At 72.1% G+C, this 20,811-nt stretch carries 15 protein-coding genes; 7 read left to right on the top strand and 8 right to left on the bottom strand.

Going from position 1 to position 20,811, the window contains the following annotated elements; all coding sequences use genetic code 11:
- Positions 1–57: 57 nt before the first annotated feature.
- Positions 58–426, bottom strand: a complete 369-nt coding sequence (locus OG974_RS27120; RefSeq protein WP_327285296.1) for an MGMT family protein — start codon at positions 424–426, stop codon at positions 58–60.
- A 146-nt stretch (positions 427–572) separates the two neighbouring features.
- Here OG974_RS27120 and OG974_RS27115 point away from each other — a divergent pair, with 146 nt between their 5' ends.
- From OG974_RS27115 to OG974_RS27090, 6 genes are all read left to right on the top strand, one after another.
- On the top strand, positions 573–3,440 hold the full coding sequence (locus OG974_RS27115) for a YbhN family protein (RefSeq protein ID WP_371646923.1): 2,868 nt from the start codon (positions 573–575) through the stop codon (positions 3,438–3,440).
- 202 nt (positions 3,441–3,642) lie between these two features.
- Positions 3,643–4,077: an SseB family protein gene (locus OG974_RS27110; RefSeq protein ID WP_328763587.1), complete on the top strand. Its 435-nt coding sequence runs from the start codon at positions 3,643–3,645 to the stop codon at positions 4,075–4,077.
- Positions 4,074–4,706, top strand: a complete 633-nt coding sequence (locus OG974_RS27105) for a hypothetical protein (protein ID WP_327285293.1) — start codon at positions 4,074–4,076, stop codon at positions 4,704–4,706. Before OG974_RS27110 ends, OG974_RS27105 begins: the two co-directional genes overlap by 4 nt.
- Positions 4,706–9,364, top strand: coding sequence for a putative T7SS-secreted protein (locus OG974_RS27100; protein WP_371644716.1), 4,659 nt, complete (start codon positions 4,706–4,708; stop codon positions 9,362–9,364). The genes OG974_RS27105 and OG974_RS27100 overlap by 1 nt, the downstream gene beginning before the upstream one ends.
- A gap of 2 nt (positions 9,365–9,366) precedes the next feature.
- Positions 9,367–10,035, top strand: a complete 669-nt coding sequence (locus tag OG974_RS27095; protein ID WP_328763583.1) for a hypothetical protein — start codon at positions 9,367–9,369, stop codon at positions 10,033–10,035.
- 83 nt (positions 10,036–10,118) lie between these two features.
- On the top strand, positions 10,119–11,720 hold the full coding sequence (locus OG974_RS27090; RefSeq protein WP_327285290.1) for an alpha/beta hydrolase: 1,602 nt from the start codon (positions 10,119–10,121) through the stop codon (positions 11,718–11,720).
- Positions 11,721–11,832: 112 nt separating this feature from the next.
- Here OG974_RS27090 and moeZ read toward each other — a convergent pair whose 3' ends face one another.
- The 7 genes from moeZ to OG974_RS27055 form a co-directional block, all read right to left on the bottom strand.
- Complete coding sequence (moeZ, locus tag OG974_RS27085; protein WP_327285289.1) at positions 11,833–13,011, bottom strand: adenylyltransferase/sulfurtransferase MoeZ; 1,179 nt, start codon at positions 13,009–13,011, stop codon at positions 11,833–11,835.
- Positions 13,012–13,074: 63 nt separating this feature from the next.
- On the bottom strand, positions 13,075–13,824 hold the full coding sequence (locus OG974_RS27080) for a spherulation-specific family 4 protein (protein WP_328763581.1): 750 nt from the start codon (positions 13,822–13,824) through the stop codon (positions 13,075–13,077).
- A complete protein-coding gene (locus OG974_RS27075) occupies positions 13,812–14,879 on the bottom strand; it encodes an NAD-dependent epimerase/dehydratase family protein (protein WP_328763579.1) in 1,068 nt (355 codons plus the stop codon). The genes OG974_RS27080 and OG974_RS27075 overlap by 13 nt, the downstream gene beginning before the upstream one ends.
- Before the next feature lie 153 nt (positions 14,880–15,032).
- Positions 15,033–15,929, bottom strand: a complete 897-nt coding sequence (locus OG974_RS27070; RefSeq protein WP_327285286.1) for a hypothetical protein — start codon at positions 15,927–15,929, stop codon at positions 15,033–15,035.
- Positions 15,926–17,611, bottom strand: a complete 1,686-nt coding sequence (gene pelF / locus OG974_RS27065; RefSeq protein WP_371644713.1) for a GT4 family glycosyltransferase PelF — start codon at positions 17,609–17,611, stop codon at positions 15,926–15,928. The genes OG974_RS27070 and pelF overlap by 4 nt, the downstream gene beginning before the upstream one ends.
- A 401-nt stretch (positions 17,612–18,012) precedes the next feature.
- The gene (locus OG974_RS27060; protein WP_371644711.1) at positions 18,013–19,416 is read right to left on the bottom strand and encodes a DUF3152 domain-containing protein; all 1,404 of its coding nucleotides are present in this window, start codon (positions 19,414–19,416) and stop codon (positions 18,013–18,015) included.
- Positions 19,417–19,421: 5 nt separating this feature from the next.
- Positions 19,422–20,429, bottom strand: a complete 1,008-nt coding sequence (locus tag OG974_RS27055) for an alpha/beta hydrolase (protein WP_328763575.1) — start codon at positions 20,427–20,429, stop codon at positions 19,422–19,424.
- 146 nt (positions 20,430–20,575) lie between these two features.
- Here OG974_RS27055 and OG974_RS27050 point away from each other — a divergent pair, with 146 nt between their 5' ends.
- Entirely contained in the window at positions 20,576–20,791 is a 216-nt protein-coding gene (locus OG974_RS27050; RefSeq protein ID WP_327285282.1) for a hypothetical protein, read from the top strand.
- Positions 20,792–20,811: the final 20 nt, after the last annotated feature.

Here is a 20,811-nt window from a genome sequence, read left to right as displayed (position 1 = left end):
ACCGGTCCCCCGTACGGGCGCCCGACCGCCCGCCCGGGCGCCGCATGGCCGAAGCTGTCAGATGTGACCCTCGTCCCGTGCGGCGTGCTCCTCCTGCCCGTCCCAGCGCGCCCGCGGCATGTTCAGCCGGGCCTCGCCGTCGGCGGTCAGACGCAGCGGAGTGGCTTCTGCGCGGTAGTGCTCCAGGGCCCGGTGCTCGCTGCCGGGCAGCGGTCGTCCGTCGGCCCGGACCACCCGCCACCAGGGCACGGCTCCCCCGTACAGGGCCATCACGCGCCCGACTTGGCGCGGTCCGCCCTCGCCGAGCCATTCGGCGACGTCCCCGTACGTCATCACCCGGCCGGGCGGAATCCGCTCGGCCGCATCCAGCACGCGCTCCGCGTACGCGGGCAGGTCTTCGCTCATTGCGCCCATGGTGCCGTACATCACGGACCGGTTCCCGGAAGGTTTCCTTCCGTACCGGCACGCACCCTGATGCCCCGCCCGCACGTCGGTCCGTGCCACCATCTTCCGGGCGGTGACTGGTGATACGTGATCAAGAAGAGACGGAAGTGACGACGAAGGAGCAGGGTGTGAGCCCTCCGGACGGCGCGGCTGAGGACGACAGCACGCGCCCAGACCCGCGTCCCGGGAAGCTCCCCGACGAGCTCCCCGGCCGGGCCGCTGCCGCATCCGGAAGCGGCACCGGAAGCGGCACCGGACCCGGCGCCGGGGACCGGCCCGGAAACGAGCCCGGAGGCGGGCCGGGAGACGTACCCGAGGACGTGCCCGGGGACGACGTGCCCGAGGACGTGCCCGCGGCCGACGCCGACGGGCCGCAGGAGCGCGCCGACGGGCCGCACGGGCGCGCCGCCGCGTCCGCCGACCAGGTCGAGGTCGACGAGCCGCTGCTCGCCGCCCGCGTCCACCGGCCCTCCGACCTCGTACGCCTCCTCGTCGGCGTCCTCGGCATCGCCGTCGTCCTCGGCATCGCCGCCTTCGCGCACCGCACCACCGCCGGCCTCGAAGCCGACATCAGCCAGGGCACCGGCGCCGCGCCCGATGTGCTGATCAAGGTCGCCGGGCTGGTGTCCAGCATCGCCGTACTGCTCGTACCCGTCGCGTTCGCCATCGAACGGCTGATCAAACGGGACGGACTGCGCATCGCCGACGGCGTGCTCGCCGCCGTCCTCGCGCACGGCGTGACCCTGGCCACCGACCTGTGGGTCTCCCAGGCCGCCTCCGACACCATTCAGGACGCCCTCACCCGTCCCACCAGCATCGGCGGCCCCATCACCGACCCGGTGCACGGCTACCTCGCGCCCGTCATCGCGTACATGACCGCCGTCGGCATGACCCGCAGACCGCGCTGGCGGGTCGCGCTGTGGGTGGTCCTGCTGCTCGACGCCTTCGCGATGCTGGTCAGCGGGTACACCACCCCGTTCTCGATCATCCTGACCGTGCTGATCGGCTGGAGCGTCGCGTACGGGACCCTGTACGCCGTCGGCTCGCCGAACGTCCGCCCCACCGGGCAGACCCTCCTCGCCGGCCTGCGCCGGGTCGGCTTCAAGCCGGTCAGTGCCATGCGCGCGGAGCTCCCGGACGGCGCCGACCCCTCGGAGGTCAGCGACCGGGGCCGGCGCTACCACGTCACCCTGGAGGACGGCCCGCCGCTCGACGTCACCGTCGTCGACCGCGAACAGCAGGCCCACGGGTTCTTCTACCGGGTCTGGCGCCGGCTCACCCTGCGCGGCATCACCACGCGGCGCAGCCTCCAGTCCCTGCGCCAGGCCCTGGAACAGGAGGCGCTCCTCGCGTACGCCGCCATCGCCGCCGGGGCCAACGCGCCGAAGCTGATCGCCACCTCCGAACTCGGCCCGGACGCCGTCATGCTCGTGTACGAGCACCTGGACGGCCGGAACCTCGACGCGCTCGCCGACGAGGAGATCACCGACGACCTGACGCGCAGCACGTGGAAGCAGGTACGAGCCCTGCAGTCGCGGCGGATCGCCCACCGGCGGCTCACCGGCGACGCGCTCGTGGTGGATCGTTCCGGCAACGTCGTCCTCACCGACCTGCGCGGCGGTGAGATCGCGGCCGGCGACCTCGTCCTGCGGATGGACATCGCCCAGCTGCTGACCACGCTCGGCCTGCGGGTCGGCGCGGAGCGCGCGGTGGCCTCGGCGGTGTCGGTGCTCGGGCCGGACGCGGTGGCGGACTGCCTGCCGCTGCTCCAGCCGATCGCGCTGAGCCGCTCCACCCGGGCGACGCTGCGCAGACTGGCCCGGGAGCGGGCCGACCGGCAGCGGGAGGCCGTACTGGAGTCCTCGCGGGCCGCGAAGGCGGCGCGCGAGGCGGGTGCCAAGCCTGCGGGAGCCAAGTCGGCGACGTCCACGTCCGCGGAGAAGAAGGCCGAGAAGAGGGCGCTGGACGACGCCCTCGACGGGGCCCGCGAAGAGGACCTGCTGAGCCAGATCCGCCAGCAGGTGCTGCTGATCCGCCCGCAGGCGCCGGTGGAACCGGCCCGGCTGGAGCGGATCCGGCCGCGCACCCTGGTGTCGTTCATCGCGGGCGCGTTCGGCGCGTACTTCCTGCTCACGCAGCTGGCGCACGTGGACTTCGCGACGATCGTCGGCCAGGCGCAGTGGGGCTGGGTGGGGGCCGCGCTGGCCTTCTCCGCGCTGACGTACTTCGCGGCGGCGATGAGCCTGCTGGGGTTCGTGCCGGAGCGGGTGTCGTTCCTGCGGACGGTGGTCGCGCAGGTGGCGGGGTCCTTCGTGAAGCTCGTGGCGCCGGCGGCGGTCGGCGGCGTCGCACTGAACACGCGCTTCCTCCAGCGGGCAGGGATCCGGCCGGGACTGGCGGTGGCGAGCGTGGGTGCCTCGCAGCTGTTCGGACTGGCGAGCCACATCCTGCTGCTGCTGGCCTTCGGCTACCTGACCGGCACCGAGAAGACCCCGGAAATGACCCCGTCCCGGACGGTCATCGCGGGTCTGCTGACGGTGGCGGTGCTGGTGCTGGTGGTGACGGCGGTGCCGATCCTGCGGAAGTTCGTGGCGACGCGGGTTCGGGCGCTGTTCGCGGGCGTGGTGCCGCGCATGCTGGACGTGCTCCAGCGACCGCAGAAGCTGATGACGGGCATCGGCGGGATGCTGCTGCTGACCGGCTGCTTCGTGATGTGCCTGGACGCTTCGATCCGGGCGTTCGGCGGCGGGCAGGCCCTCAGCTACGCGAGCATCGCGGTGGTGTTCCTGGCGGGCAACGCACTGGGCTCGGCGGCGCCGACGCCGGGCGGCATCGGCGCCGTGGAGACGACGCTGACGCTGGGTCTGATCGCGGCGGGCCTGGAGAAGGAGGTCGCCATCTCGGCGGTCCTGCTGTTCCGCCTGATGACGTTCTGGCTCCCGGTCCTGCCGGGCTGGCTGTCCTTCAACTACCTGACCCGGAAAGAGGCCATCTAGGAAGTACGGCAGGCGGGTCAGCGCCCGGCGCCAGGCCGACGCGGCGGGCCGTGGGCCCGATGGGCGGACCCCTGGCAGCCCGCAACTCCTCCCCCACCCTGACCCCGTCTCAATCTGTGCGCCGGACAAGGCGCAAAGTTGGCTCCCACCCGAACAGCCCTCAAAATTGCGTTCGATTGCAAACTGAGCGGGGGGTGTCGGAGTGGGATTCGACGAGGAGTGGGGCCGGCTCCGGACGGAGGCCGCGGGCCGCGTGCGCGAACCCGCCGCCGATCCCTTCGAGTTGGCCTGCACAGCGGTACTGGAGCGGCTGGCCGACTTCCGCAGCCGGGTGGTGCTCGTACCGCTGGACGAGCGGGGCGGGCTGTGGACGGCCGGACTCGGAGGCCTGGACTGGATCTGCGCGTTCTCCGACGAGGAGGCGCTGGCCCGGTTCGCGGCGGCACGGGACGAGGCCGAACGTGAGTGGCCATACCGGCGCATCACGGGTGCCCGGCTGTTGGACGAGCTGCTCGCGGCCCTGGACTTCCCGTGCGGGGTGGCACTGGACGCGGCCGGCCCCGACGGGGTGGTGCTTCCTCCATTGCGCGGCATCGTGCCGGACGCGGCGGCACTGGACGGGCAGGTGGCGGCGTGAGCGGGGACCAGCCGGATCTGGACGTCTCGAAAGAGGCTCTCGGGCTGATAGCACGCGGCATCACGGAAACGCTGGCCGAGCTGAAGGAGGTCGGCTCGGTCGGCACCGCGGGCATGGGCCGCGGTTTCTCCGAGCTCGCCCTGTCGGGCATGCAGACCGGTCACGAAGGTCTGACATCCACCCTCAGGACGTTCTGCGAGCGCTGGGAGTGGGGGGTGCGCTCGCTGGTCCAGCAGGGAAACGGCTTCGCGTTCAACGTCGGCCTGTCGGCGGGTCTCGTACACGAGCAGGACCAGTACGTCCAGGGCGCGTTCAAGGTGGGCACGAACGCCGTGATGGGCAATCCGTACGCCTCCGAGGCGGACATCACCGCGAAGAGCTGGGACGACGTCCTCTCCGACAATCCGTACACCCAGGTCCGCGACGCGGACTACAGCGGCGAGTCCTATGAACGGGCCACCGAGGGCAGCAAGGAGGCCTGGAAGACCACGATCCGCGACCTGAACAGCTCCGACATGTTGCTCTCCAACCAGGCCCTCAACGCAGTCGGACTGCGCGACGAGATGAACACCGTGGTGGAGGACCTGGTCGGCCCCGCACCCGAGCCTCAGGCGGAGGGTGAGCACTGATGGCGGACTGGGGCAGCTTGGTCAACAAGGGCCTGGACAGGCTGGACCACGGCTGGGAGTCGGCGAAGAAGGTCGCCGGCGAGGGCATCGACAAGGCCACCGACGGGATCGGCGAAGCCCTCGATCACGTCGGCGCACACGGCGCGGCGGACAAGGTCGAGGACTGGGGCGACAACGCCGCCACCAACCTCGGCGCCACGGTGGGTGAGCAGCAACTCGGCCAGACCGAGGAGGCCAACGAGCTGATCCACGGCTCGCCCTCCGCGATCCGGGAATCGGCCAAGCACTTCAGGGACTTCCAGACGGCGTTCGACCGGGTCGGAGAGGGCATGCGCGCCCTGGACTCGGGCCGCTGGAAGGGCGCGGCGGCCGACGCCTTCCGGGAGAAGTTCGCGATGCATCCGACGGACTGGCTCCGGGCGGCCGACGCCTGCGAGGCTGCCGCCGGCGCGCTGGCCCGGTACACGGAGACGGTTCAGTGGGCGCAGCAGCAGGCGGGAGAGGCGGTCCACCTCTACAAGAAGGGCGACAAGGCCACGAAGGACGCGGACGCCGCCTACGAGACCAAGGCCGAGGAGTACGAGGCCGCCGCCAAGGCCGGTCACGATCCCGGCCCGAAGCCGACCGTCCCGGGTGACGTGGGCGCGGCGGACCGCAAACGGGCCCAGGAGATCCTGAACGAGGCACGCCGCCAGCGTGATGAGACCGCCTCGGCAGTGCAGAAGGTACTGCAGACCGCTCTGGAGCACGCCCCGGCCAAGCCGCCCGCGACGGAGCGAGCCTGGTCCGGCTTCCTCGACCACGAGGGGGCCCAGGCCGTCGAGCTCACCCACTTCACGGGCGGGGTCGTGAAGGGCACCGCGGACCTGCTGAACTTCGCCCGCGGCCTCAACCCGGCGGACCCGTACAACCTCACGCACCCCGCCGAGTACGCGCAGCACCTCAACATGACCCTGGCGGGCCTCGTCTCCACGGCCTCGCACCCGGAGCGCATCCCCGGCGCCGTCCTCGACAGCTTCGAAGGCGACGCGAGTGAGGGCTGGGGCCGCCTCGCCCCGGAATTCATCGGCACCAAGGGTGCGGGCGGGGCCGCCCGCACAGCCGCCCGTACGGGTGCCCGTGCCGCGGAGACGGGCGCGGAGAACGCGGCCCGGAAGGAGGCGACGCGCGCGGCACAGAAGGCCGAACAAGAAGCTGCGGCGCGCGCCAAGAGGGAGGACCTGACCTGCCGCGAGGACCCGGTCGACATGGCGACGGGCCGGATGATCCTCCCTCAGACCGACCTCGTGCTGCCCGGCTCGCTGCCGCTGGTCTTCAACCGCACCTTCGAATCCTCGTACCGCTCGGGCCGGTGGTTCGGCCCGACCTGGGCCAGTACGGTCGACCAGCGCCTGGAGATCGACGAGGAAGGCATCGTCTTCGTCCGCGAGGACGGAAGCCTGCTCGCCTACCCGACCCCCGAGCCGGGGACCGCCGTCCTCCCGTCCCACGGCCATCGCTGGCCGCTGGTCCTCGATGCCGACGGCGCGTACACAGTGACCGACCCCGATTCCGGCCATGTCCGCCACTTCGCGGAGGACGGCGCGCTGCTGCAGGTCGACGACCGGGGCGGCGCCTGGATCGCCTTCTCGTACGACGAGTCCGGCGCCCCGCTCGCCGTCTCCCACAGCGGCGGCTACGAGCTGCGCCTGACGTCTTCGGACGGCCGAATAACCGGCCTGTCCCTGGCGGACGGCACCCAAGTCCTGCGCTACGGGTACACGGACGGCCACCTCACGGACGTCACCAACTCCTCGGGCCGCCCCCTGCGCTTCGGCTACGACGAACTGGGCCGGATCACCTCGTGGACCGACACCAACGACCGCCACTTCGACTACGTCTACGACGAGCAGCACCGCTGCATCGCCCAGTCCGGCACCAACGGTCACCTCGACGTCCGCTTCACTTACGAGCCGGGCCGCACCACCCTCATCGACTCCCTGGGCCACCGCACCCGGTTCCTGGTCAACGACCGTGCCCAGATCACCGCGGAGATCGACCCCACGGGCGCGACGACGCGCTTCGAGCACGACCGGTTCAACCGCCTGCTCTCCCGCACCGACCCGCTCGGCCACACCACCCGCTTCCGCTACGACGAAGAAGGCCGGCTCACCGCGGTGGTCCGCCCGGACGGCCGCGAGACCCGCGCGGCGTACGACGCCCTGGGCCTGCCCGTCGAAGTCGTCCATGCGGACGGCCGGGTGACCCGCCAAACGTACGACGACCGCGGAAACCGCACCTCCGTCACCGATCCGTCCGGCATCACGACCCGGTTCTCGTACGACGTCCGCGGCCACCTGGCGACGGTGACGGATGCCCTGGGCCAGACGACGACAGTGCGCTCGGATCCGACGGGCCAGGTGGTGTCGACGACGGACCCGCTGGGCGCGACGACTCAGTACGTCCGCGACGCCTTCGGCCGCCCGATCGCGATCACCGATCCACTCGGCAACACCACGTACTTCACATGGAGCGTCGAAGGCCGTCTGCTGCACCGTCTGAACCCCGATGGCAGCACGGAGTCGTGGACGTACGACGGTGAGGGCAACTGCCTGACCCACACGGACCCGGTGGGCGGGGTGACGGTCTCCGAGTACGGCGACTTCGACCTCCTCGTCACCCGGACCGGCCCGGACGGCGCCCGCTACTCCTTCGCGCACGACACCCAGCTCCGCCTCACCGGTGTCACCAACCCCCAAGGCCTCACCTGGGACTACACCTACGACCCTGCGGGCCGCCTGGCCACCGAGTCGGACTTCGACGACCGCACCCTCACGTACGGCTACGACGCCGCCGGCCGCCTCAGCGCCCGTAGCAACGCGGTGGGCGAGACGACGACCTACGAGCACAACGCGCTCGGCCAGGTGCTCCGCAAGGACGCGGCAGGCCGGGTCACGACGTACGCGTACGACTCCTTCGACGCCCTCGCGACCGCGGCCTCCCCGGACGCGACGGTCACCTGGCTCCGCGACGAGTTGGCCAGGCTGGTCTCGGAGACGGTCGACGGCCGCACGCTCACGTTCGGGTACGACGCGCTGGGCCGCCGCACGCACCGCACCACCCCCACGGGGTCGGAGTCCTCATGGACGTACGACGCGGCGGGCAGGCGCTCGACGCTCACCACCGCGGGCCGCACGCTGAGCTTCGACCGGGACTCGGCGGGTCAGGAACTGACCCGCACACTGAACCCGCTGCTCTCCCTCACCCACGAGTACGACGGCATGGGCCGCCGGACCGCACAGTCGGTCGTGGGCCAGGACGGCCGCACCCTCCAGCGCCGCGGCTACAGCTATCGCGCCGACGGCTACCTGACCGGCATCGACGACTCGGTCACCGGCCCCAGCACGTTCACCCTCGACTCTGCCGCCCGCGTCACGGCGGTGGAGGCAACGTCCTGGTCGGAGCGGTATGCGTACGACGAGGCGGGCAACCAGACGCACGCCTCCTGGCCGACCCGCCACCCGGGCGCGGAGGCGGTGGGCGAGCGCACGTACACGGGCACCCGCATCACCCGCGCGGGCTCGATCCGCTACGAACACGACGCCCTGGGCCGCGTCACCCTCCGCCAGAAGACCCGCCTCTCCCGCAAACCGGACACCTGGCGTTACGAATGGAACGCGGAAGACCAGCTGACGGCGGTCACCACCCCGGACGGCACGCGGTGGCGGTACACGTACGACCCCCTGGGCCGCCGCACCGCCAAGCGACGCCTGTCGGAAACGGGCACAGTCGTCGAGGAAACCCTCTTCACCTGGGACGGCACGACCCTCTGCGAGCAGACCACCGGCGGTGTCACGGTCACCTGGACCCACCAGGGCCTCCACCCCCTCACCCAGACCGAACGCATCGACCAGGACGAGGTGGACGACCGCTTCTTCGCGATCGTCACCGACCTGGTCGGCACCCCGACCCAGCTCCTCGCCGAAGACGGCACGACGGCATGGCGCACCCGCACCACCCTGTGGGGCACCACAACCTGGAACACCGATGCGACGGCCTACACCCCGCTCCGTTTCCCCGGCCAGTACTACGACCCCGAGTCGGGCCTCCATCACAACTACTTCCGCACGTACGACCCCGAAACGGCCCGCTACCTCTCCCCGGACCCCCTGGGCCTCACCCCGTCCCCCAACCCGGCCGCGTACGTACACAACCCCCACACTTGGTCAGACGCCCACGGTCTTGCACCGGATGGGTGCCCGGAGCGCGACCCCTTTGATTTCAGGGAGCCGAACCCCGCCCACCCGCCGAAACAGAATTTGATCGACGCCATGCGGGCAGCCCCCAGGGGCGAATACGTCGATTGCACCGAGATCTCTGAATTCATCATGAGGCAGGCAGGGGGCGAGGGAAAGGTCGTCCACTACATCACCCCGTCCGGGACGCTCAGGACACCTGAGGCCGGGGCCAACGGAATCAGAAATGTCGAATATGAATTCCATCAGGTCTACACCGACGGTCGATACGTCTACGACCCGACCCTGAGTCTGGATCCAGTACCGCGAGGAGACTACGAGCGGGCCCTGCGATCGCAGAACCCCGAGCGAGTCATACGATTGGAAGGCCCGGCCGACCTGAGGGCGCTGTGGCAGCTACGCAGGAACACGCAGTGGAGGTGACCATGGAGGAACCACTGCCGCGCTTCCAGCGGGCAAGGGCGGCCCTTGAGCGATTCGCACCTGTGGTCTGGCTCAGGTCCACCAGCGAAATCAATCACACCACCGGGCTCGTCCAGCTACCCACGCTCGGTTGGCGTTTCAGCGAGCCACACCCGGAGCTGAACGGAATGTTCGCTTCTGTGGTGCGAGATACACCGCGAAACATCGCCTGGTTCTTCGGCGAAAGGAAGAACTCATTGATCATGCCAGCTAGGCTGATCAACGAGTCCGGTCCGGATGGAGCGGACCTCAATGATCTCGCAACGGCCATCAGCCAGCACGATCAGGAGTTCTGTGTCGCCGCGTCCGAGGACATCGAACTCATCATTCAGGCGATCGCCGCGCAGCCCGCACCGCCGACCGTGGCGCGGCTGTACGTGACCCAGCTCGCGAAGAGCTCCGCCGAGGAGCTGCTGTGCGTGGCGGAAAGCCTCACCGGTGAGGCACAGGTCGGCATGGTGTTCCGAGCCGTCGGTGTGCCCGACGTCGAGGTTCGGCTGACCGCGCTCCGCTGGTACCCGCCCCGGCTGGAAACCAGGCGGCGCGGCCCGCTGGCCAAAGTCACCCTCGTCGGCAGCGGAGCGGGGCGGATCGGCCTCAAGGAACTGCTCGTCAGCGTTCCCGGCCGCTGAAACCGCCAGGTCATCGCTGACCACGGCGCCCCGAACGGGTCAGCGCGGGGGCGGGGTGGGGGTGGGGGTCGCAGGATGGGGGTATGCGTCGAAACTTGGTGCGGGGTGCCGTTGCCGTTGTCGTTGCCGTCGGGCTCTCCGGGGTCGGCGGGTGTTCCGACGACGGCGAGGGCGGGACGCCCCAGGCCGGGGGGACCAAGGGTGCCGCGCCGCTGAAGTGGGGGGATTGCGAGGCTCCCGACGTCGCCCAAGGCGGTGGGCAGGCACCGCCCAAGGACTGGGAGTGCGCCACCCTCCACGTCCCGCTCGACTACGCCAAGCCCGAGGGAGAAACGGTTCCTCTCGCGCTGATCCGAGCCAAGGCGCGGAACAAGGACAAGCGGCTCGGGTCGCTCGTGTTCAACTTCGGCGGGCCCGGCGGCTCCGGGATCAGTACGCTGCCCGGCGCGGCCTCGGAGTACGAGGCCCTGCGGGCGCGGTACGACCTCGTGAGCTTCGACCCGCGCGGCGTCGGCCGCAGCGCCCCCGTCAAGTGCGAGGACGACAAGCAGCTCGACGCCTACTACGCCCAGGACTCCTCGCCGGACACGCCGCAGGAGGAGAAGGCCTACGTCGCCAACCTCGACAAGTACCAGCAGGCCTGCAAAGACAACTCCGGGCACCTGCTGCCGTATGTCGGCACCGAGAACGCCGCCCGCGACCTCGACCGGATCCGGCAGGCCCTCGGCGACGAGAAGTTGAACTACTTCGGGATCTCCTACGGCACCGAGCTCGGCGGGGTCTACGCCCACCTCTTCCCGAAGAACGTCGGCCGCGCCGTCTTCGACGCCGTCGTCGATCCGACGCAGAACTCGGAGCAGAGCGCCCTCGGCCAGGCCAAGGGGTTCCAGCTGGCCCTCGGCAACTTCGCGCAGGACTGCGTGAACCGCGGCGACGAGTGCCGGCTCCAGGGCAGCACCGCCAAGGAGATCGAGGACAACATCATCAAGCTCCAGAAGAGCCTGGCGGACAAGCCCATCCCCGGCATCGGCACCCGGATGCTCACCGCGTCCGCCGCCACGAACGGCATCGCGCAGGCCCTGTACTCCAAGGAGCTGTGGCCGCTGCTGGAGCAGGGGCTCGACGAGGCCGAAGGCGGGCAGGGACAGCTGCTGATGGCGTTGTCCGACTCGCTCAACGGCCGTGACCAGCAGGGGCACTACAGCAACCTCGGCGCGTCGAACACGGCGATCAACTGCGCCGACTCCAAGGGCCGGTACACGCTGGAGGAGACGAAGGCGAAGCTGCCCGCCTTCCGGGCCGCCTCCCCCGTCTTCGGGGACTTCCTCGGCTGGGCGTTGATGAGCTGCACCGACTGGCCGGTCCCGGGCACCTGGGAGACCCCGGACGTCTCCGCCCCCGGCGCGGCGCCGATCATGGTGATCGGCAACACCGGCGACCCGGCCACCCCGTACGCGGGCGCCCGCAACATGGTGGAGCGGCTCGGCCCCGGCGTCGGCGTGGAGCTCACGTACAAGGGCGAGGGGCACGGCTCGTACAACAGCGGCGACAAGTGCGTGCAGGGTGCGGTGAACAGCTACCTGCTGGACGGGAAGGTGCCGCCCTCCGGGGTCGTCTGCACCCCGTCCGGGGAGCCCACGGGCACCGCGGCGCCGGTGACGCCGCAGGAGCCCGAGGGCGTGTGAGCGAACGCCGGACCGCAGGGCGCGTGGGCGAACGCCGGACCGCAGGGCGCGTGGGCGAACGCCGGAGGGGCCGTACCGCGCCCCTGCGCGGTACGGCCCCTCCGGGGCGTGACTAGTAGACCGGCTTCTCGGGCTCGATCTGGTGGACCCAGCCGATGACGCCGCCGCCGACGTGCACCGCGTCGGAGAAGCCCGCGGACTTCAGGACCGCGAGGACTTCCGCACTACGGACACCCGTCTTGCAGTGCAAGACGATGCGCTTGTCCTGCGGGAGGTCCTGGAGGGCGGTACCCATCAGGAACTCGCCCTTGGGGATCAGCTTCGCGCCCGGGATCGAGACGATCTCGTACTCGTTGATCTCGCGGACGTCGATGATCTCGATCGACTCGTCGTTGTCGATCCACTCCTTGAGCTGCTTCGGAGTGATCGTGGAGCCGGCGGCCGCCTCCTGGGCCTCCTCCGACACGACGCCGCAGAAGGCTTCGTAGTCGATGAGCTCCTTGACGGTCGCGTTCGGACCGCAGACCGCGCAGTCGGGGTCCTTGCGGACCTTGACCTGCCGGTACTGCATCTCCAGGGCGTCGTAGATCATCAGGCGGCCGACCAGCGGCTCACCGACGCCCGTGAGGACCTTGATGGCCTCGGTGACCTGGATGGACCCGATGGACGCGCAGAGCACGCCCAGCACGCCGCCCTCGGCGCAGCTCGGGACCATGCCCGGCGGCGGGGGCTCCGGGTACAGGCAGCGGTAGCACGGCCCGTGCTCGGACCAGAAGACGGAGGCCTGGCCGTCGAAGCGGTAGATCGAGCCCCACACGTACGGCTTGTTCAGCAGTACGCAGGCGTCGTTGACGAGGTAGCGCGTGGCGAAGTTGTCCGTGCCGTCGACAATGAGGTCGTACTGGCTGAAGATCTCCATCACGTTCTCGGCTTCGAGCCGCTCTTCGTGAAGGACCACGTTCACGTACGGGTTGATGCCCAGCACGCTGTCGCGGGCGGACTCGGCCTTGGAGCGGCCGATGTCCGACTGGCTGTGGATGATCTGGCGCTGGAGGTTCGACTCGTCGACCTCGTCGAACTCCACGATGCCCAGCGTGCCGACGCCGGCCGCGGCCAGGTACATGAGGGCGGGCGAGCCGAGGCCGCCCGCGCCCACGGCCAGCACCTTGGCGTTCTTCAGGCGCTTCTGGCCGTCCATCCCGACATCCGGGATGATCAGGTGGCGGGAGTACCGACGGACCTCGTCAACGGTGAGCTCAGCAGCTGGCTCGACCAGGGGTGGCAGCGACACGGGGACTCCGTAGATGGGAAAGTCTGAACGGTGGTTCTTTCCGTAACACTGCCACGCCCTTCTTCATTCCGAGACACCCGGTCCGATCCGCGAGACGAATTCGTCCCAGTAAGCGGGCATTGAGGCCCATGGATCGCGACCTCCTGCGTTGCCCCGGTCGGTGAACCAGATCGTGCCGGCGCCCTGCCAGCGGGCGATCCGGACGGCCTCCTCCAGGTGGGTCCGCGGCACCCCGTGGACCAGGTGGCAGAAGCGCTCGGGCGGGTGCTCAGCGGTCCACTCGGCCACCTGCGACCAGCGGTAATCGACCCACGCCCCGGAGAAGGTGACCAGCTGGTCGGCGGCCTCCGTGTAGCCCTCGTACGGGTGCGTGCCGTGTCCCAGCACGATGCGGAGGTCGTCGCCGAGGCCGCGCAGGGCGTCGGCGACCCGGCGCACCGCAGCCAGTTCGGCCCGGTCCGCGGGGGCCTCGGCCAGATAGAAGCCGCCCACCCGGTACCAGTCGAGGTAGCGGTGCGCGTCCGACACCAGCTCGCCGAACGACCGCGCACCGTCTCGCATCGCGAGATGGCCGAGTACGGTCCCGCCCACCTCCCGGAGCTTGCCCGCGGCCTCCGTGCAGTGCGGGTCGGGTCGGCCGCCCGGGCCGTCCGTGACATTGAGCACGGTCCAGTGCAGCGGGGTCCCGGGGCGAGTCAGCTCGGCCCATTCGACCGGGGCGAGCAGCGGGTGGGCGTAGCCGGGGACGCCGAGGCCGAGGCGGCCCGCCTCGGTCGCGGCGGCCGCCGTCGTCGCCGTCGTCAGATGCGGCACGCCGCCTCCATCCAGATGTCCGCGAGGGACTCCTCCAGGCCGATCCGGGGCCGCCAGCCGAGCCGGTCCCGGGCCGTGCGCACGTCGGCCTGCTGCCAGGCGCCGCAGCCGTCGGGGTACGGGTACGCGGGTGCCACGGCGGCCGCGGCGAGCTGTTCGGCCGTGGCCTCGGAGCGCGGGGAGCCGATGGCGGCGAGCTGCTGCGGCCGGCCCTGGTAGCCGAGCGGGTGTCCGTGGCCGGCGCCGTGGCCCGGTACGTGGCCGTGGCCCTGCCCGTGCTGCCCGTGCTGGCCCTGCTGCGGTACGTCGAGTTCGTGCAGGGCGCCGCCGTACCCGGCGACGCGGGCCAGTACCGCCGCGGCGTCGCGCAGCCGGACCGCGCGCCCGGTGCCGATGTTGACGACGCCCTGGGCGGCGGAGAGCGAGGCGGCGTGCACGGCCCGCGCCACGTCCCGTACGTCCACGAAGTCGCGCTGGACGCCGAGCCCGCTGAGCTTGAGCTCGCCGTCCCCGGACTGCATCGCGCGGCGCATGGCCTCGGCGAGCCGGCCGAGCGGGGATCCGGCGGGGGTGCCGGGCCCGACGGGCGAGAAGATCCGCAGGACGACGGCGTCCAGCCCGGATCCGAGCACCAGCTCGGTGGCGGCGAGCTTGCTGACGCCGTACGGGCCGCCCGGTCTGGGCACGGCGTCCTCGGCCGTGGACGATCCGGGCTGGCTGGGCCCGTACTCGGCGGCGCAGCCGAGCTGGACGAGGCGGGCCCCGCATCCGCTGCGGCGCAGGGATTCGCAGATGGTGGCGACGGCGACGGTGTTGTGCCGGGTCAGCTCCCGGGCCCCGCCGCGGGTGGCGCCGGCGCAGTTGATGACGACGCCGGGGTGGACGGCGTCGAGGAACCGGGTGAGGGCGCCGGGGCTGCCGGTGGCGAGGTCGAAGCGGACGTCCGCGTCGTCGCCGCGGCCGAGCGCGGTGAGCTGGACGGCGGGGTCGGCGAGCAGCCGGTCGGCGACGTAGCGGCCGAGGTATCCATTGGCTCCGATCAGCAGCACCCTCATCGCGCGGCCCCTCGGTTGGTTGGCTGGCCGGTCATCCTGTGTCTCCTTGGTCGTTGGGCAGGGGGTCGGGGGTAGACGCGGGTAGGGGATGTGGGGGGTACGGCGCCTCGGCGGCGGCTCCGAAGAGCGGCGGCGGGACGGGGTGGGCCCGGCTCAGTGCCGCGCGTGCGCGGAGGCGCGGGACAGCACGAGGGCGGCGTGCACGAGGAGCCCCGCCGCGGCGGCGGCCACCGCCGGCGGGGTCGGGACCAGGACGAGGGCCAGGGCTGCGGCGACGGGCCCGCGCGGGGCGCCGTGCACGAGCAGCAGGCGGGCCAGGAAGAGCAGCAGGGCGAGCGGTACGGCGACGGCGTAGGGGGTTCCGGCGATCGCGGCCGCCCCGGTGGCGGCCGCGGTGAAGGCCAGCGCGGCCGCGATCAGCAGCGGCCGGGCCCGGTCCGCGAAGTCCTCCAGGGCGCGGCTACCGGCGAGCCGGCTGCGGGCGCGGGAGGCGAACACGGCGCCGACCAGGTACCCGGGGGCCGCGGCCAGGGCGAGGGCGACGCCGAGGGGCGTGCCGTGGCGGTGCACGGCCCAGCCGACGGCGGCCGCGGCGAGCAGCAGCGCGGCGTAGGGGAACCGGCCGGCGGAGACCGGCGCGGGCCCGGCGGGCCACACCAGGGCGGCGACCGTGACGAGTACGGCGACGGGCCCGGCGAACGGCACCCCGGCGGCGGACGCCCCGAGCGCGACGGCTCCGGGGAGTACGGCGTACCCGAAGCCGCGTAAGGCCCGGGCGTCGGACGGCCGGACGGCGCAGGGCGCGGCCGGCTCGTCCCCGCGCGGGGTGCGGGCGTAGAGCTCTTCGGCGAGGGAGAACACGTCCCGGTGCCGGAAACGGGCGGCGGTGCGGTCGGTGATGCCCTGCACCTCCAGTCCGGCGGCGATCTCCAGCGGGTCCACGGCCCGCTCGCACAGGGCCCGGTGCCGGTGCAGCAGCGTCTTGACGGGGTCCCCGGCGGCCCTGCGGCGGGGGGCCGCGGTGACGGGGGCGGCTTCGTCCAGGGTCATACCGTCGCCTCCGTGGTCGTGGTCGTGGTGGTGTTCGGGGTCTTCGCGGGCGCGGGGTCCGGGGTCTTCGCGGGCGCGGGGTCCGGGGCCGCCCAGGCGGGGCTCGTCCAGTGGCCCGGGACCCGGGCCTCGGGGGGCTGTTCGAAGGGGATCCCGCCGTCGGGCCGGGCCGATCCGTGGGCCAATAGCTGGAGGTAGATCTCGCGGAAGGCGGCGACGTTCTGCTCGACGGTGAACAGCTCCAGGGCCCGGGCCCGGGCGGCCGCGCCGAGCCGGTGGGCGCGCTCGGGGTCCCGTAGCAGCGACAGGCAGGCGTCGGCCAGGGCCCGCGGGTTGCGCGGCGGGACGACCAGGCCGGTACCGCCGATGACCTCGCACACGGCGCCGACATCGGTGGAGACGGTGGCCCGGCCGCAGAGCATGGCTTCGGCGAGGGTGATCGGGAAGCCCTCGATCACCGAGGACAGCACGACCACCCGTCCGCAGCCGTACGCGTCGGCCGGCGAGGGGGCGTCGGGGCCGCCGATCTCCTCGAAGGAGACGGGGTTCTCCCCGACGGTGACGGCGTCGGCGGCCTCGTCGGGGAAGAGCTGTGCGGCGAGCGAGCGGCAGTCGGCGAGGTAGCCGGGGACCACGGCTGTCGCGAAGATCCGCAGCCTGGTCTGCGGCGCGGCCCTGCGTACCTCGGCGAAGGCGTGCAACAGGGCGATCAGGTCCTTGGCGGGCTCTATCCGGCCGACCCAGACCAGGGTGTCCGGGTCGCCGCGGTCCAGGTCCTCGCCGACGCTGGCGAATCGGTCCGCCTCCATTCCCGGGTACACCGTCCGCAGCCGGTCCCGGGGGGCGCCGCAGCGCTCCTGCCAGCGCCGGGCGTGTGCGTTGCCGGGGGTGAGGAGGTCGGCCCGGGCGTAGATCTCGGTGGCCAGGCGCATGTGGAAGGCGGCGAGCAGGGCCCGTACCGCGGGCCTGGGCGCGCCTCCCCGTCCGCCGGGTCCGGCGGGTCCTGCGGGGGCGTCCGCCGCGTGCTCCAGGTAGTGGGCCCGCAGTTGGACCCCGTACTCGGTGACCAGCAGCGGAACCCCGAAGAAGCGTTTGGCCAGTAGGCCGGGGAGCGCGGCCACACCCCCCGCCGCCGCGTGGCAGACGTCGACCTCGCGCAGGTCCTCGTACCAGTCGAGGGACAGCGGCCTCAGCAGCCGTTCCAGTTCGTCGACGAAGTCCAGCAGGTCGGCGACCTGCGCGCGCTGTACGGAGCGGAGCGCGCCGGGGGCCCGGCAGGCGGACTCCACCGCCCGCACCGCGGTCTCGGAACGCAGGGCCGCGTACAGCCCGCCCTGTTCCCGGGCGAGTTCGGCCAGTCCGTACAGTCCGGCGGCGAAGGGCTCGGGCTCGCCCGCGCAGATCCCGCGGACCAGTTCCTTGAAGCAGTCGGCGAAGCGGCGGCGCTCACGCCGGGAGTACGTGTGCCCGTCGTCCGCCGGGGCCCAGAGCGGGGCGGTCCAGACGCGGGTGACGTGTTCGGGCAGGACGACCCGGCCGCGCTCCTCCTGCTCGGCGCTGCGGCTCAGCGCGTAGAGCTCGAACTCGTGCTGCGGCAGCCCGCGGACCAGCCGGTCGCACCACAGCCTCGCCTCTCCCGTCGCATACGGATAACCACCTTCGGTGAGCAGTCCGATCCGCACGAGTGGCACCCCCGATCTCCCGTTCAGGCGGCCGCCGTCGGTCCGGTGACCCGCCGCGGGAAACTCAAGCGGATATGCCGAAGGCGCGACGGACGGTTGTCCGTCGCGCCACCGGAAGGGGTGAAGAGTCGTAACTTTCGCCCACGGCCCGCGTTCGAGCGCGCTAGAAAGGGCCTACGGCCCTCGTACCTCTCGTGGCCCCTCGTACCCCTCGCGCCCCTCGTCTTGCGCAAGGGGCCGCTGCCGCGAGGGCGGCGCGCGGCGGCGAGCCCCGGGTCCAGGGCCGGTACGGCGGCCAGCAGCACCGAGACCCGGGCCCGGTTCGTCACGTCGAACGCGGAGCCGGGCCCGTCGCCGCTGAACTCGGGCGCACGAAGGCGCAGTTCACGACCTAGTGCCCATCAATTCCCGGGGAACACCCAGGGGTTGGCCTTGCACTGGATTCCGCCGATGTCCAGGGACTTCGTCTGCTGCTGCATGATCGGCGCGAGTGCGCCCGGGGTCTGGCAGTTCACGTGCCCGTGGCCGAGGCGGTGTCCGACCTCGTGGTTGATGAGCATCTGCCGGTAGGCGAACATCTGGTCCGCGCCGTACGTCGTCGAGCCCTGCGCCCAGCGGAACGCATTGATCATGACGCGCTCGGTGGAGGCGGAATCACAGCTGACGTTGTCGACGGTCGTGTCCAGATCGGACTTGGCGCACCACACGCCGGTGGTGCCGGGGCTGGCCAGCGTGATCACGAAGTCGGCGTCGCCGCCCGGCACCCGTTCGAAGGTCTTCGTCCCGCCGTGACCCCAGCTGCGGTCGTCGTTGAGGGTGCGGTGCACGGCCTCGGCGAACAGCTGCGCGTCCAGACCCAGCCCCTGCTCGACGTCGACCCGGTAGCGGACCTTCTTGCCCTTGCCGGGCGCGGGCGCCACCCCGGGGACGGTGTCGAAGGCCCCGGAGCCCTTCAGCTTCTCGTCGATGGGGAACTGCTGCGCCATCTTCTGCTCGTACGACAGCTCCACCGCGGGTGCCGCCGGTGCGGCGGGGGTCGCCCGGCCGTCGGAGCGGGAGGCCGCGGAGCTGCCGGGCTGGGCGCGCTTGCCGTTGTCGCCGGCGGCCCGCGCGGTGGGCGAGGAGCCGCTGTCCCCGTCGGAGTTCACCTGCACGGCGACGACGACGGCGAGCACGGTGGTGACCGCCGCGGCGGCCACCGTGTACGTACGGACCTTGCGCCCGCGACCGGAGCGGGGCTGCTCCTCGGCGGGGGCCGCGGGCCCGGCGGGAGCGGCGGGCGCCGCCGGCGGGGTCGGGGCGGCCGTCTCCACCGGCGTACGCGGACCGGGCACGCGGTGGTGCGAACCGGTGGAAGTGAAGGGGTCGGGCGCGGGCGCGGGCGCCGGGAGCGTCACCTGCGGGAAGCCGGCCGCGGGGGTGCCGAAGGCCTGGGTGTCGGTGTCCAGGACGGCTGCGGCCGAACGCCGCGCCCGCGGGACGCCGTGCCAGTCCCCGTAGACCGCGTCGGGCCCCGCGCCCCAGGCGCCGCCGGGCTCGCGCTGCTCGGGGTGGCCGCCGCGCGGCTCCTCGTACCCGCGCTGCCCGCCGTACGGACGGTGCTGCTGGTACGGGGGCTGCTCCTCGTACGGACGGTGCTCCTCGTACGGGAGGGGCTCCTCGTACGGGAGGGGCTCCTCGTACGGGAGGGGCTCCTCGTACGGGAGGGGCTCCTCGTACGGGAACGGCGCTGCGGGCTCCGCCGCCGGCGCCGGGTGGACAGGGGCGGGGGCCGGAGCGGGCCCCTTGCGACTATGTCGTCCCACGGTCCTCAGCCTCTGCCGTCTTCAGAATTTCGGATGTCCCGGATGCCCTGGGCTTCCCGGTCGGTGTCGTGCAGCAGTTCCCGGAAGGCGCCCGCCACCACCTCGGGGTACTCCATCATCGCCACGTGCCCGGCCTCGGGCAGGCTCAGCAGCCGCGAACCCCGGAAGGCCGCCGCCGCCTTGCGCGCCATACGGTACGAGACCAGCTGGTCCCGGCCACCGTAGACCAACAGCGTCGGGGCGAGGACCCGTTGCGCCTGGCGCCACAGCCCGTGCTGCCCGCCGAGGGTGTACGCGTCGACGATGCCGCGCGAGGAGCGGCTCATCGCCTCCCAGAAGTACGGGAGGGCCATCCGCCGTTCCATCTCCTCGACGGCGTGGGCGAAGCCCTCCGGTGTCACCCGGGAGGGGTCTCCGTAACAGAGCGCCGTCACCCCTCGGGTGCGCGCCTCGGCGGTCAGCCCGCGGGTCAGCCGCAGAAACAGGGAGGCCGTCCCGGGGACGGCGAGCAGGGCCGTCGGGACGGCCGACCGCTGCACGCGCAGCTCGGGCAGTGCGGGCGAGACCAGCGTGAGCGTGCGCACCAGGTCGGGGCGGACCGCCGCGACGCGGGTGGAGACGGCGCCGCCGAGGGAGTTGCCGAACAGGTGCACGGGGCCGCGGTCGGCGGCGTCGAGGTGCCGGATGACCGCGCGGGCCAGCGCCGTGACCGAGTAGTCCCGGTCGGCGGGTGGCGGGGACCAGCCGAAGCCGGGCAGGTCGAGGGCCTCGCCGTCGACGGTGTCCTCCAGCTGCACCATGAGGTCCGACCAGTTCGTCGACGAACCGCCGAGTCCGTGGACGAAGAGAGCGGGCGGCAGACCCGTGCACGCCGGGGGCCGGGACCGGACGGCGAGCTCCAGTCCGGGCAGCACCACGGTGCGCAGCTGCTCCCCCTCGGCGACGTGGACGGCTCCCACCTGGGAGGACGCCTCGGATGTGGATCGCACACCCGGCAGCTCGGTCGAAGACATGCGGCCAATGTTACGAGACGATCACGTCCGGACTCTTGTGTTCGGCATCACAGATGCATGGGGATCCGCGTAGCGGGGTATCCGCGATCCTCCTAGGCTCGTAGGTGAGGCACACCCGCGAGGGGAGAGGGAAGAAGGGGAGCCACATGACCGTCGACCCCGCAGAGCCGGACACCTTCCAGGAGCGCTTCCGGGAGTCCCTCGACGCCGAGGCGCCCGAGGCCGATGCGGCGGAACAGCTGGCCGAGTTGCAGCCCGACGACGATGACCGGGTCACGGGGGTGGACCGCGACGAGGCCGCGGACGGGGACGCCGTCGAGCAGGCGCGGGTGGTGACCCTGGACGAGGACGACTACCGCTGACCAGCTCCGGCTACCGCCCG

Source organism: Streptomyces sp. NBC_00597, from assembly GCF_041431095.1.
In the GTDB taxonomy this organism is placed as follows: Bacteria; Actinomycetota; Actinomycetes; order Streptomycetales; family Streptomycetaceae; genus Streptomyces.
Note: the sequence above shows the minus strand (reverse complement) of the source record. Positions and strands in the feature narration are given on the sequence as shown.